Source organism: Catenulispora pinisilvae (assembly GCF_015356865.1).
Classification (GTDB): Bacteria; Actinomycetota; Actinomycetes; order Streptomycetales; family Catenulisporaceae; genus Catenulispora; species Catenulispora pinisilvae.
Window position 1 is genome coordinate 20583 of record NZ_JAAFZA010000109.1, and the last position, 13117, is coordinate 33699.

Consider the following 13117-nt stretch of genomic DNA (forward strand, 5'->3'; position numbering starts at 1 on the left):
TCGGCCGATCTACCCTGGAGGGGTGAAGTCGCAGAAACGGGGGTTGACCAGGGCCGTCGGCCGTGCGGTACGCCAGGTGCTGGTGGGCCGGGAGCCGGCCCCGGCCTCGCGCTCGCCCGGCGCCGCCAAGACCGCTTACGCCGCCGCGCTGCTGGCCGCGGTGTTGCTCGTGGCGGCCGCGCTCGGCGGCGTCATGCTCCTGGCCAGATCGTTCGGCGCCCACCCGGACGGCAGCTCGTCCGGGCATTCGCTGGGCTTGCTGGTCGTCTTGTTCGCGGCGGTGGCCGCCCTGGCGCTGACACCCGGGTTCCCGCTCACGGCCTGGCGGATCAGCTACCTCGCGGTACTGCTCGGCCCGCTCGCCGCCGGAGGCCACGGCCTGGACGCGGGCGCGGTGACGGTGATGCTGGTGGTGTTCGTGAACGCCGGGCTCCGGCGCCCCCGCGCGCAACTGTGGACGATGCAGGCCTTCATGCTCATCCCGGCCTGGATCTGGATCGACCGCTGGGTTCCGGCCGTCGTGGTCACGGCCGTGGTCCTCGGCTTCGGCGCGCTGACCGAGGGCATCGGCGCCTGGCTCCGGGCCCGGCACGCGCTGGCCGAGCAGACCCAGCGCGCGCAGACCTTGCAGGATCACAGTGCCCTGCTTCAGGAGCGGGCCCGGATCGCGCGCGAGATGCACGACGTGGTCGCGCACCACATGTCGATGATCGTGGTGCAGGCGCAGACGGCGCCTTACCGCCTGGAGGCGGGCACGGTCAGCGAACCGGTCGCGCGGGAGTTCGCGGCGCTCGGCGAGAGCGCCCGGGAGGCGCTGACCGAGATGCGCCGGCTGCTCGGCGTGCTGCGCGCCGACGCCCCGCCCGAGCACGCGCCACAGCCGAAGCTCGCCGACATCCCGGACCTGGTCCACACCGCCCGCCGCGCCGGTGCCCACGTCGCGCTGTCGATGCCGCCGCAGACCCGGGCGGTGCCGGCCGGGGTGGGGATCGCGGCGTACCGGATCGTGCAGGAGGCGTTGTCCAATGCCGGGCGGCACGCGCCGGGGGCGGCGATCGAAGTACTGGTCGACGTGCGGGAGCCGGCGGTCGAGCTGAGTGTGGTCAACGGCCCCGCCGCGGGCCATCCGCGAGACCAGGGCGGCGGCCACGGTCTGGCCGGGATGCGGGAGCGCGCGGCCCAACTCGGCGGCTGGCTGAGGGCCGGCCCGGCCCCCGACGGCGGCTTCGCGGTCCGGGCCCGGCTGCCGCTGACGGGAGCTGTCTCATGATCAGTTGCCTCATCGCCGATGACCAGGCGATGGTCCGTGAGGGCTTCGGCGCGCTACTCGCCGCCCAGGACGGCATCCGCGTCTGCGGCCTGGCTGCGGACGGCGCGGAGGCGGTGCGTGAGGCGCAGCGGCTGCGGCCCGATGTGGTGCTGATGGACGTGCGGATGCCGGTCATGGACGGCCTGGCGGCGACCCGCCGACTGCTGCGCTCCGGCGCCGGGAACTCTGCGGCCGGGAACTCTGGCGCCGGGAACTCTGGCGCCGCGAACTCTGGCGCCGCGAACTCTGCGGCCGCGAACTCCGCTGCTGGGAACTCGGGCGCCGCGATCCCGCGCGTGCTGGTCCTGACCACCTTCGACCTCGACGAATACGTCTACGAGGCACTGCGCTCCGGCGCCAGCGGCTTCATCCTGAAGGACGCCCCCTCCGCCGAACTCGTCCACGCGGTCCGCGTCGTCGCCGCGGGCGAGGCGCTGCTGGCCCCCTCGGTGACCCGACGCCTGATCGCGGACTTCACCCAACGCCCCCCGACCCCCGTCCCCGCGGTATCGCACCGCCTGGCCGAGCTGACCCCGCGCGAGGCCGAGGTGCTGCGGCTGATCGCCCGCGGGCTGTCCAACGCGGAGATCAGCGATCTGCTGTTCATCGCCGAGCAGACGACGAAGACCCACGTCGGCAGGATCCTGATGAAGCTCGGGCTGCGGGACCGGGTGCAGGCCGTGGTGCTGGCTTACGAGTCGGGGCTGGTGGAGCCGGGGCGGGGCTGAGCCGAACGGCTCGTTGAGCTCGGCACCGTGCCGTGACGCTGACCGGTGCCGCGGGCAGTCCCGCGGGCCCGACGCTGCGAGTAGGGTCGCACCATGACAAGCACAATCATCGTCGGCGGTACCGGCGGCCTGGGTCGCGAACTGGTTCAGCACTTCGCCGAGCGGGGCGACGACGTCATCCTCACCAGCCGGGACCTGGCGCGCGCCGAGGCGGTCGCCGCCGAGATCGGCCACGGCGTCCGCGGGCTGGCGGCCGACCTCGCCCGGCCGGAGACGATCGGCGCCGGGCTGGCCGCCGTGGCCGAGGTGGACAACCTGGTCATCACCGCGATCCACCAGGCCGCGAACTCGTTGGCGGCGTTCGACATCACCAGCGCGGTGGCGGCCGTGACCACCAAGCTCGTCGGCTACACCGAGACCGTCCGCGTGCTGCGCGACCGGTTCCAGCCCGGCGCCTCCGTCGTCCTGTTCGGCGGGGTCGCCAAGGAGCGTCCGCATCCGGGCTCGACCATGGTCACCACCTTCAACGCCGGCATCACCGGGCTGATCAAGACCCTCGCGGTCGAGATCGCCCCGCACCGGGTCAACGCCCTGCATCCGGCCATCGTCGGCGACAGCCCCAAGTGGCGCGACGCGGAGATCCCGGCGGCCGGCCGGACCCCGATCGGCCGGCTGGTGACGATGGCCGAGGTCGTCGACGCCACTGACTTCCTGCTGCGCAACACCGGCATCAACGCCCACGACCTCGTTCTCGACGGCGGCCTGCTGGCCACCTGATGGCGCGGTACCTCGGACACCTCTCGTAGCCCACGCCTCTCGTAATCCACGCCGACGCAGCTCAGGTGTCGAGCAGCTCCGACACGAAGATGTCCTCGCACGTCAGCAGCCGCTTCGACAGCCCCTGCTCGTGGTGATAGCGCAGAAAAGTGTTGATGGCCTTGCGGTTCGCGCCGACGCCGTAAGGCCACCAGTCCTCGCCGAGCAGCCGCCGGTTCTGCTCGAACAGGGCACTGAACCACGGCGTGACCACGCTCATGTGCTGCTTCACGGCGTCGTCGCGGTACTTCTGCTGAACGAGTCCCTTGGCTTCGCAGAAGGCCTGATAGACAGCCCGCACCAGCCCCGGTTCTGAGGCGAGTTCCCTGCGTATCGCGACGATGTGCATCTGCGGGAAGATCCCGGTGCGCCGGTAGTAGTCCCGCTCCACGCTCTGGTGGTCGGGGAACAGCCGCGCCACCTTCGGTGAGCCGTCCAGCACCGCCCGCGGGACGTCGACCGAGAGTAGCGCGTCGATCTCGCCGGACTCCAACATCGCGCCGAGCCTCTGGCCGTCGGCGGCGTGCCGGACGTCGACGCCGTCCGGGACCGGCTGCGGGATCCAGTCGAAGGCCGGGATCGGGTGGTTGGTGCCGCCGATGATCCAGCGCGACTGCTCGGGCCGCAGGCCGTATTCGTCGGCCAGGATGCCCTTGAGCCAGACGCCGGGATCGCTCCCGTAGAGCGCGAACTCGCCGATCGTCTTGCCCGCGAGGTCCTGCGGCTTCTCGATGCCCGCGGCCGGGTTCACGAACATCGCCGAGTGCCGGAAGTTGCGGTTCGGGAAGATCGGCAGCGCCAGGAACGGGGAGTCGTCGAGGTCGAAGGTGCGCAGGAAGTAGGTCAGGCCGTATTCGGCGAGGTCGTAGCGGCCCTCGACGGTGTTGCGGAAGATGTCGGAGGCCAGGGGCGCGGTCTCGTAGGCGACGGGCCGGCCGTCCGGGGCGACGGTGGCGACCCGGCCGTCGAGCAGCGGCTGGGTGTGTTCGTAGGCGTAGACGCCGATCGTCAGGCCGGCGCTCGTGGAGCTGGTGTCGATGCGGTCCACAGGGTCCGTGGCGGCCATGGGGTTCCCTCGCTTCCGTGAATGGTTGTTCACTTTAGCCTGGCCGGGTGTAATCTCGCTGTCAAGATGAATGCTCATTCACGGTGAGCACCCAGGACGCGGTGAGCACCCAGGAACGGAGGCGGCCATGCCGCGCATCAGCCCCGAGCGCCGCGAGGCCAAGCGTGCCGAGATCGTGACGGCGGCCCGCCGCTGCTTCGCCCGCGACGGGTTCCACCAGACGTCGATGCCGGACATCGCGGCGGAGGCCGGGGTCTCGGCCGGGGCGCCGTACCGCTACTTCGCGAGCAAGGAGGAGATCATCCTGGCCATCACCGGCGACACGTTCCGGCTGATCTTCGATCCGGTCCGGCGGCTGGCCGACGGCGCCGACGCCCCGACGGTCGCGGACCTCGTCCTGGCCTGCCTGGAGCCGATCGGCGGCCAGAGCGTGACCGACGCCGCCGGGCATGACGTCTCCGTTGACGAGCTGTTGCGCTGCGCCGTCCAGACCTGGTCGGAGCTCCTGCGCAACGACGACATCCACGCCCGGGCGAACGAGGGCTTCGACGGCGTCCGCGCCAGCATCGCCCACGCGCTGCGGCGTGGTCAGCAGGCTGATACAGTCCCTGCCGGCCTGGACCCGGACCAGGGCGCCCGGACGGTGATGGGCCTGCTGCACGGATTCCTCTTGCAGCGCGTGGCGTTCGGGCTGACGGACACCTCCGGCCTCGCGGCCTCCCTGCGCGCGGTGCTCGGAGCCGCGGGTTAGCGTCGCTGGTGAGAACTGCTGGCGAGAACCGCTGGTGAGAGCCCGATCCGGCGTCGTGTTAGATCATTGTTATCGGCCTGTTGTGCGGACCCGGAAAGCTCGGCGACAAAGAGCTCGATCGCACATGGGGGACAGTGAGATGTCTGTTACCGATGAACGCCCGTCGCCACAACAGGTCTCCGGACACCAGCCCGCCGGTTCCGTAGAGCGCACGCTCGGCGGGACCCCGAGCCTGGCCGAGCGCCGCGCGGAAGCCGCGCGGATCCTGAGCGCCAGTCCGGCGCGCTCCGACCGCGAAGTCGGCCGGGTGGTCGGACTGTCCGCCGGCACGGTCTCGGCGGTGCGTCGCGGCCTCGGCGAACACCGGGCCGCCAAGGTGCGGATCGGCGGGGACGGCCGCGCCCGGCCGGTGAACGCCGACGAGGGTCGGCGCGCCGCGGCTCAGCTGCTCGCCGAGCGTCCCGACATCCCGGTGCGGGCCATCGCGCGGGCCGCGGGCATCTCGCTCGGCACCGCGCACGACGTACGCCGCCGGGTACTGGCCGGGCTGCCCCCGGTTCCCACCGGCCGTACCGTGTTGGCCGAACCCCAGCCGGAGTCGGAGCTCGATTCGCAGGCTGAGGCACAGAATTCCGGCTCTGAGACCGGGTCCGGGTCCGGGTCCGGATCTGGGCCCGGGTCTGGGTCTCGGCCCGGGTCCGTATCCGCGACGTCGCCGGGCCGCCGTCCGCAGTCGTCCGCCGCAGCCGACCGGGCACTGCGCCACGACCCCGTGGCGGCGCTCGACGCGCTCCGTCGCGATCCGGCGCTGCGCTACTCGGAGACCGGTCGCACGATCCTGCGACGCCTGGACGCGCAGCTGCTCGCGGCCGGCGAGCTGGTCGAACTGTGCGCGCACGTTCCCCCGCACTGCGGCGATCAGGTCGAGGCGCTGCTTCGGCACATCGGGGCTGCGTGCGTGGACGCGGCTCGGGTGGTGCAGGGGACGACGCGTGGACGGAAGCCTCGTCCGGCCGCGTAAACCGCCGGTAGGGCCGCCACTGCCTGTGGCTTTGCCTTAGGCGCTCTCGTCTCCGATCCCGTCTCCACCGGCGCCTTCAGCCTTGACGGCGTCGGTGATGAATTCCGTGAGCCGCCGCGTCAACGTCACGAACTGCACGCGCTCCTGCGGCGTGAACACCTCGAACGAGCGCGCCTGCCGCTCGCGGAGCCGTCCCCGCATGGTCGCGAGCCTGCCGGCCCCGTCCTCGGTGAGGCTGATCAGCACCTGACGCTCGTCCTCCGTCGAGCGTTCCCGCACCACCAGGCCCTTGGCCTCGAGCTGCTTCAGCATCCGGGTCGCGGTCGGCACGCTCACGTCGGCCCCCGCCGCCAGCCGGCCGACCGGCATCCGCTTCTCGCGCATCAACGGTTCGAGCAGCGTCAGCTGCGGGAACGACAGGCCGCCGTCGCGCTGCGCGTAAGAGGCGCGGGAGCGGCGCATCGCGAGGAAGAGGGCGTCGGCGACCTGGGCCAGTTCCTCGATCCCGGCGTCGGTCAGGGCGGCGTCGGCTGCTGCGGCGTCGGCCGCTGAAGCCTTCGCTACCGCAGCCTTCGCTACCGCAGCCTTCGTCGCCGGTTCAGGGGGCCGGTTGTCGGTGCTTCTCATGGGTGCTAGCTTAGCAAGCAAGCAAATAGTTAGCTTGCTAGAGATTAGGGAGCTAGGAATCATGGCCACCCCGGATCACACCACCTCCACCACTGACGGCACCTCCTCAGCCGACCGCATCGACGTCCACCAGCACCTGTTCCCGCCGTCCTACCGCGAGTTGCTGGGGCAGCTCGGCGAGGACAACGGCGGGTGGCCGCTGCCGGGCTGGAGCCCGCAGGAGGCCGTCGCGATGATGGACCGCCGGTCGATCGCGACCGGGATCCTGTCGCTCAGCGCGCCGGGCGTGCACTTCGGCGACGACGCCAAGGCCCGCGATCTCGCGCGCAGCACCAACGAGTACACGGCGGAGCTGGCCAAGGACCGGCCCGACCGGTTCGGGCAGTTCGCGTCCATCCCGCTGCCGGACGTGGAGGGCTCCGTCGCGGAGGCCGTATACGCGCTCGACGAACTGCACGCCGACGGTGTCGTCCTGCTGTCCAACGCCAGGGGCCGCTACCTCGGCGACAAGGAGTTCGAGCCGCTGTGGGCCGAACTCGACGCCCGGTCCGCGGTCGTCTTCATCCACCCGACCGCGCCGCCGATGCCGGTCCTGGAGCGGTTGCCCAGCCCGGTGCTGGACTTCCCCTTCGACACCACGCGGACCGCGCTGCACATGGTCGCGAACGGCGTGATGAGCCGTTATCCCCGGCTGAAGGTCATCTTGTCGCACGCCGGCGGCTTCCTGCCCTACGCCGCCACCCGCTTCAGTGCCGCCGCGCAGTTCTCGCCCGGCACCACGCCCGAGGGCATCCTGGCCGATCTGCGCCGGTTCTACTTCGACACGGCGCTGTCCGCGACGCCGTATTCGTTGCCGTCGCTACTGGCCTTCGCCGCGCCAGGCCACGTTCTGTACGGCAGCGACTTCCCGTTCGCGACAGAGCCCTGGGTCTTGCAGTTCGACGCCGGGCTCGACGACTATCCCGACTGGAAGCCGGGTCAGCAGCACGCGGTCAACCGGGGCAACGCCGAGGTGCTGTTCCCGCGTCTGGCAAAGCCCTGACTTCATCGCGGTTGCGCCAGTGCCGCCAGTGCCGCCAGCCGCCAGCAGCTGACCGATCCCGCTCGCTGATCGGTCAGCTGCCGGCTGCGAAGTAGGCGCGGCTGGTCGGCCCTCCCACTCTCCTAAGTCAACGCCGAACCCGCCGGCGCCCAAGAGCTCCAACCCGACCAAGCGCCACCCGGCTTGGTCTCGTACCTGTTCATGATCGAGCCGTCGCTCTGCACCGCGAACACCTCCACGCGGCCGTCCTGGTGGCGGGTGGCTGTGGTGGCCGTAGTGGTCGTTCCGGTTGGGCCGAAGCCGTTCCAGCCGGTCCAGGGCTTGTCGGCGGCGGTCTCGTACTTGTTCTCGATCCCGCCGCTCGGGGTGACCGCGAACACCTCCATGCGACCGTCCTGGTGCACACCGGAGGAATCAGTACCCGGAGAACCCTTGCCGTTGGCAGTGCCGGCCGGCGCGTAGCCGTTCCAGGAGGACCAGGCCTTTTCCGGGGCGCTCTCGTACTTGTTCTGCATCGAGCCGTCGCTCATCACGGCGAACACCTCCAGGCGGCCGTCCGCGTGCTGGCTGGCGGTGACGGCGTCGACAGTCCCGGCCGGGCCGAAGCCGTTCCATCCGGACCAGGCCTTCTCCGGGGCGGTCTCGTACTTGTTCTGGAGGCCGCCGGACGGCGTCACCGCGAACACCTCCAGGCGGCCGTCCTGGTGGACGCCGACGGTCGCCGACTTGGCGGTGCCGGCCGGGGCGAAGCTGTACCAGTCCGACCACGCCTTGTCGGGGGCGGTCTCGTAGCGGTTCATGATGGAGCCGTCGCTCATCACGGCGAACACCTCCAACCGGCCGTCGGCATGCCGTCCGGTGGCCACCGCGACCGCCGTGCCGGCCGGGCCGAAGCCGTTCCAGGCCGACCAGGTGCCGTCCGGCGAGGTCTCGTACTTGTTCTCGATGCCGCCGGCCGGGGTCACGGCGAACACCTCGACCCGGGAGTCGGCGTGCACGCCGGCGGCGATCCGGCCGCCGGTGCCCTGACCGTACACAGCCGGCACGGCCGGGGGCGCGAGCTTGGTGTAATGCTGCGGGTAGTACGTGCCCGAGCCGGAGAAGTACGGGTACGGGATCACGTGGTACGACGTGCCGTAGCTGCCGGACGGGCCGTGCTGCTCGAAGCCCCAGTACGAGGTGTGGGTGCTGTCGGTCCAGTGGTCGAACAGGACCACGTGCCCGGCGTCCCCGGCGCTGGGGTTGTCGAGGATGTCGCCCTGTTGGAGGTTGTCCTTGGCGACGTCCTGGAACCCGTTGGCCTCGTACATGTCGCCGGTGACGAAGGCGTCCAGGCCGGTCGGCGTCAGGTGCAGCGCCATCGAGACGAACCCGGAGCAGTCGCTGCGGTAGGGCACGCCGTCCGGGCTGTTGAACGTCGCGCTCTGGTCGTAGATGACGCCGTTGCCGTTGTTGGCGTTCACCCAGTACATCGCACGCTCGGCGGCCATGCAGCCGGAGATGCTGCCGTCCGGGGTGGAGGTGTCGGTGCAGGTGACCGCGGTGTCGGCCTGGGCCGGTGCGGCGACGGCGATGCCGCCGGCGAGGACGGCCAGGACGGCGGCGGCGCTCAGCGCCAGGCTGCGTTGAGATGTGCGCATTCTGATACTCCTACCGGAGAAGGCTTGGAAAGCGGGGGAAGCAGGGGGAAATCGGCTACAGCTTGCCGACCGGGACGAGGTCGGCCATGACGGCGTTGCCCTGGATGTTCGGGTGGATGTGGTCGCCGGAGTCGTAGACGTGGTTCAGGATCCCGACGCCGTTGCTGGAGTAGCCGCCCAGCGCCGCGTCGAAGTCGGCGAAGCCGTCCTCGTTGCCGCCGGCGCCGCCGCGGACCCAGGAGTTGTAGGCCAGCCGCTGTGTCTCGAAGGTGCTGTTGCAGGCGGCCCCGCCGACCCCGCCGCACGGAGTCAGAGTGGTCAGCAGGAACTTCAGCCCCGCCTTGTGCGCGGCGCTCGCGAGCGCGATCTGGGCGGTCTCCAGCCGGGCGGCCGTGACCCCGGCTCGCAGATCATTGATGCCGCCCTCTTCGATGACGCTGCGAACGCCGGGGACGTCCAGCACGTCGCGCGTCCAGCGGGTGCTGACCGACGGGTTGCCGGACTGGTCGGCGATCACCTGGTCCCCGGTCTCGCCCATGTTCACCACGCCGAGCCCGGCCTGGGCGGTGTGCGAGGCCAGGTAGTCGGTCCAGGCCGTGTCGCTGTCGCCGGGGGTGCCCATCGCGGCGGTGATGCTGTCGCCGATCGCCACGACGCTGGACGCGGCCGGGGCGGCCACGTCCACCCCGGCCAGGAACGTGGTGAAGCCGAAGGTGTTGCTGGTCGGGAAGAACTGGTCGCCGGTGGCGTCGACGCCGCTGGCGTTGTACTCGGTCTGCAACGCGTAGGTGTTCGACGGCGCCGTGCTGATCGGCGAGCCGGCCGGGACGTACAGCGAGACGAGCAGCCGGGTCCCGGGGGTGACGTCCATCGTGACCGGATCGGAGGCGACCCGGCCGCCGGCCGGGACGGTGACGGTGCGCGAGCCGCCGTTGAAGGTGACGGTGACCGGCGCGGCCGTCGTGGTGCCGCCGTTCTGCTGGACGCCGACGGTGACGTGGCCGAACGTCGCCGCGCTCGCCACGCCCGCGTCGGACAGGTCGACGCGGACCTGGCTGCCGCCCAACGATGTGCGGGCGACCATGCGCAGGGTCTGGTTCTGCCAGGCCGGACTGTTGGTCACGGTCCCGGGCTGGGAGGTGGCCCAGGACGCGGTGAACGCCGAGGTCGCGGTGCTCGCCGCCGACGCGCTGGGCAGGGACGAGGTGCCGAGCAGCGCGCACACGGCGAGCGCGGCGGCGCGGTAGCGCTGGGGGATGGGCTTCATGATTCTCCGGATTCGGTGCGGGGCATTGGAATTGCGGCACTAGAACTCTTACGAAGGCCGGAATCAGGCCTTTGCAGTACCGGCCGGCGCGAAGCCGTTCCAGCCGGACCAGCTGCCGTTCGCGGCGCTCTCGTACTTGTTCTGGATGGAGCCGTTGCTCATCACGGCGAACACCTCCAGCCGGCCGTCCCGGTGCTGGCTGACCGCCGTCGCGGTGGCGGTACCCGAGGGACCGAAGCCGTTCCAGCCCGACCAGGCGCCGTCGGCGGCGGTCTCGTACTTGTTCTGGATCCCGCCCGAGGGCGTGACCGCGAACACCTCCATGCGACCGTCGAGGTGGACGCCGGCTGAATCAGTGCCCGGAGACCCGGTGCCGTTCGCGGTGCCGGCCGCGGCGTAGTTGTTCCAGCCGGACCAGGGCTTGTCCGGGCCGGTCTCGTACTTGTTCTGGATGGAGCCGTCGGTCAGCACGGCGAAGACTTCGAGTCGGCCGTCGGCGTGCCGGCCGGCGGTCACGGCGTCCACACTGCCGGCGGGTCCGAAGCCGTTCCAGCCGGACCAAGCTTGGTCCGGTGCGCTCTCGTACTTGTTCTGGATCCCGCCGGAGGGCGTGACCGCGAACACTTCCAGCCGACCGTCGAGGTGGATGCCGACGGTCGCGGACTTCGCCGTGCCGGCCGGGGCGAAGCCGTTCCAGCCGGACCAGGCGCTGTTCGGCGCGGTCTCGTACTTGTTCTGCATCGAGCCGTCGCTCATCACGGCGAAGACCTCGATGCGTCCGTCCAGGTGCCGGCCGGCCGCCACGGCGACCGCGGTGCCGGCCGGTCCGAAGCCGTTCCAGCCGGACCAGGCCTGGTCCGGTGCGGTCTCGTACTTGTTCTGGATCCCGCCGGACGGCGTGACCGCGAAGACCTCGATCCGGCCGTCCTGGTGCACGCCGGTGGCGATCCGGCCGCCGCTGCCCTGTCCGTAGACCCGGGGCCACTGTCCGAAGTCGTCGGTGAAGGCCTGGTCCTTGTCGCAGTCGGCGCCGTCGAAGGTGAGCGATCCGGTCTGCCACAGCTGGATCCCGGGGTAGGGGTTGGCGTTCCGGCCGCCGGAGAACGCGGTCGACTCCGACTGCCAGGCCCACTTGACGCGGCCGGAGCCGAGCAACCAGCCCAGGGCGTCGTAGCTGGAGTAGGCACCGGTGCGGGCGGTGCCGATGACCGAGGCGACCCCGTCGAAGTAGGCGTTGACGGCCGTCATGTCAGAGGACTGCACGTCCCAGTCGACGCTGAAGTAGATCGGCCGGTCCGGCGGCGCCCCGCAGGCCGCGGCCTGCCGCTGGGCGGTGGTCGCGTCGGTCACGCCCTGGCTGTAGCCGTTCATCGGCGCCATGGTCGCGGCCTCCCAGTTGCAGACCACTGCGATGCCTGCCGCGTTCAGCGCCTGGGCCTCGGCGGCCGTCAGGTTCTTGGTCGAGTCGTTGCTCAGGTAGCGGATGACGAACTTGTAGCCGGCGGCGGTCAGCGCGCCGGTGCTCGGACGCGGTGCCCAGGCGTAGTCCAGGCCGTAGGCGGTGACCGGCGGGACGGTCGCCGCCGAGGCGCCGGCGGCGGCCGCGGCGGTCGGGCCGGCCGTGGCGGCCGAGGCGCGGTCGGCCAGGCGGACGCCGGATACGGCGACGGCTGCCAGGGCACCGGTCCGGGCCAACAGCCTGCGTCGGGACAGGTTGGGATTGACAAAGTTCTGATCCATTGCGGGGTACTGCCTTCCTGCTGTGCCAGGGTTCGGATTTGGTCGGAAGCGTGGGGCGGTCAGCCCGTGGCGGCCGGCGCGAAGCCGTTCCAGCCGGACCACGTACCGTTCGCGGACTGCTCGTACTTGTTCTGGATCGAGCCGTCGGCCATGACGGCGAGCACTTCCAGCCGGCCGTCCTGGTGGGTCGCGGCGGAGACCTGGGTCACCGTGCCGCTGGGGCCGAAGGTGGTGGACCAGCCGGACCAGGTGCCGTTCGGCGCGTTCTCGACGTCGTCCTGCAGGACGCCGTCGGTGCCCACCGCGAAGATGTCCAGGCGGCCGTTGGCGTGCTGGGCCACGGTGAGGTCGGCACCGGCCGTCGCCGGGTTGGCGAAGCCGTTCCAGCCGGACCAGGTGCCGTTCGGGGCGCTCTCGAACTTGTTCTGGATCGAGCCGTCGGACATCACCGCGAAGACCTCTAGGCGGCCGTCGGCGTGGTTCCCGGCGCGGACCGAGGCGACCTTCCCGGACGGGCCGAAGCCGCTCCAGCTCGACCAGGCCTGCTCCGGGGCCGTCTCGAACTTGTTCTGGACGCCGCCGCCGCTGTTCACCGCGAAGACTTCGAGGCGGCCGTCCTGGTGCATCGCGACGGTGGCGTTCACCGCGGTACCGGTCGGGGCGAAGCTGTTCCAGCCGGACCAGGTCTTGTCCGGGGCGGACTCGTACTTGTTCTGGATCGAGCCGTCGGACATCACCGCGAAGACTTCGAGCCGGCCGTCGGCGTGCCGCGCGACCTCGACCGACGTGACCTTGCCGGTGGCCGGGCCGAAGCCGTTCCAGCCGCTCCACGGGCCGTTCGGCGCGGTCTCGAAGTTGTTCAGCAGGCCGCCGCTCGGCGTGACCGCGAAGGCCTCCAGCCGGCCGGACAGGTGGGTCGCCGCGACGACCTGGGTGACGCGGCCCGGCAGCGCGTAGCCGCACCACGGGCTCCAGGGGGCCTCGGGCTTGGTCTCGACGACGCTGTTCACGGCGTTCGTCGGGCTGACCGCGAAGACCTCGACGCGGCCGTCCTGGTGCTGGGCGATCGCGGGGGATCCGTTGCCGCTGGGGAAGACGGCGGCGTAGTCC

At 71.2% G+C, this 13117-nt stretch carries 12 protein-coding genes; 6 read left to right on the forward strand and 6 right to left on the reverse strand.

Annotation, left to right across the window (positions count from 1 at the left end; genetic code table 11):
• The first annotated feature begins 22 nt into the window (after positions 1-22).
• The 3 genes from IZR01_RS53495 (at position 23) to IZR01_RS26990 (ending at position 2814) form a co-directional block, all read left to right on the forward strand.
• A complete protein-coding gene (locus IZR01_RS53495) occupies positions 23-1270 on the forward strand; it encodes a sensor histidine kinase (protein ID WP_194893669.1) in 1248 nt (415 codons plus the stop codon).
• On the forward strand, positions 1267-2037 hold the full coding sequence (locus IZR01_RS26985) for a response regulator (protein ID WP_194925477.1): 771 nt from the start codon (positions 1267-1269) through the stop codon (positions 2035-2037). Before IZR01_RS53495 ends, IZR01_RS26985 begins: the two co-directional genes overlap by 4 nt.
• Positions 2038-2130: 93 nt before the next feature.
• Positions 2131-2814: an SDR family oxidoreductase gene (locus IZR01_RS26990; protein ID WP_194893671.1), complete on the forward strand. Its 684-nt coding sequence runs from the start codon at positions 2131-2133 to the stop codon at positions 2812-2814.
• 61 nt (positions 2815-2875) lie between these two features.
• Here IZR01_RS26990 and IZR01_RS26995 read toward each other — a convergent pair whose 3' ends face one another.
• Entirely contained in the window at positions 2876-3919 is a 1044-nt protein-coding gene (locus tag IZR01_RS26995; RefSeq protein ID WP_194893672.1) for a 4,5-dihydroxyphthalate decarboxylase, read from the reverse strand.
• A 127-nt stretch (positions 3920-4046) separates the two neighbouring features.
• Here IZR01_RS26995 and IZR01_RS27000 point away from each other — a divergent pair, with 127 nt between their 5' ends.
• A complete protein-coding gene (locus IZR01_RS27000; protein WP_194893673.1) occupies positions 4047-4670 on the forward strand; it encodes a TetR/AcrR family transcriptional regulator in 624 nt (207 codons plus the stop codon).
• A 139-nt stretch (positions 4671-4809) separates the two neighbouring features.
• The gene (locus IZR01_RS27005) at positions 4810-5691 is read left to right on the forward strand and encodes a hypothetical protein (protein WP_194893674.1); all 882 of its coding nucleotides are present in this window, start codon (positions 4810-4812) and stop codon (positions 5689-5691) included.
• Positions 5692-5727: 36 nt separating this feature from the next.
• On the opposite strand, the gene IZR01_RS27010 is transcribed toward IZR01_RS27005, so the two are convergent.
• Positions 5728-6318, reverse strand: a complete 591-nt coding sequence (locus IZR01_RS27010) for a MarR family winged helix-turn-helix transcriptional regulator (RefSeq protein WP_323746273.1) — start codon at positions 6316-6318, stop codon at positions 5728-5730.
• A 61-nt stretch (positions 6319-6379) separates the two neighbouring features.
• Between IZR01_RS27010 and IZR01_RS27015 the strand changes: the two genes are divergently transcribed.
• A complete protein-coding gene (locus IZR01_RS27015; protein WP_194893675.1) occupies positions 6380-7360 on the forward strand; it encodes an amidohydrolase family protein in 981 nt (326 codons plus the stop codon).
• A gap of 122 nt (positions 7361-7482) precedes the next feature.
• On the opposite strand, the gene IZR01_RS27020 is transcribed toward IZR01_RS27015, so the two are convergent.
• The 4 genes from IZR01_RS27020 to IZR01_RS27035 form a co-directional block, all read right to left on the reverse strand.
• Positions 7483-9000 carry a DUF8189 domain-containing protein gene (locus tag IZR01_RS27020; RefSeq protein WP_194925478.1) on the reverse strand — a complete coding sequence of 506 codons (1518 nt, stop codon included), beginning with the start codon at positions 8998-9000 and terminating at the stop codon, positions 7483-7485.
• 55 nt (positions 9001-9055) lie between these two features.
• Entirely contained in the window at positions 9056-10267 is a 1212-nt protein-coding gene (locus IZR01_RS27025; RefSeq protein ID WP_194925479.1) for a GDSL-type esterase/lipase family protein, read from the reverse strand.
• Between the two features lie 63 nt (positions 10268-10330).
• On the reverse strand, positions 10331-12007 hold the full coding sequence (locus IZR01_RS27030; RefSeq protein WP_194925480.1) for a DUF8189 domain-containing protein: 1677 nt from the start codon (positions 12005-12007) through the stop codon (positions 10331-10333).
• Between the two features lie 59 nt (positions 12008-12066).
• The coding region (locus tag IZR01_RS27035; RefSeq protein WP_228560307.1) for a PLL family lectin at positions 12067-13117 on the reverse strand (1051 nt) is incomplete at its 5' end.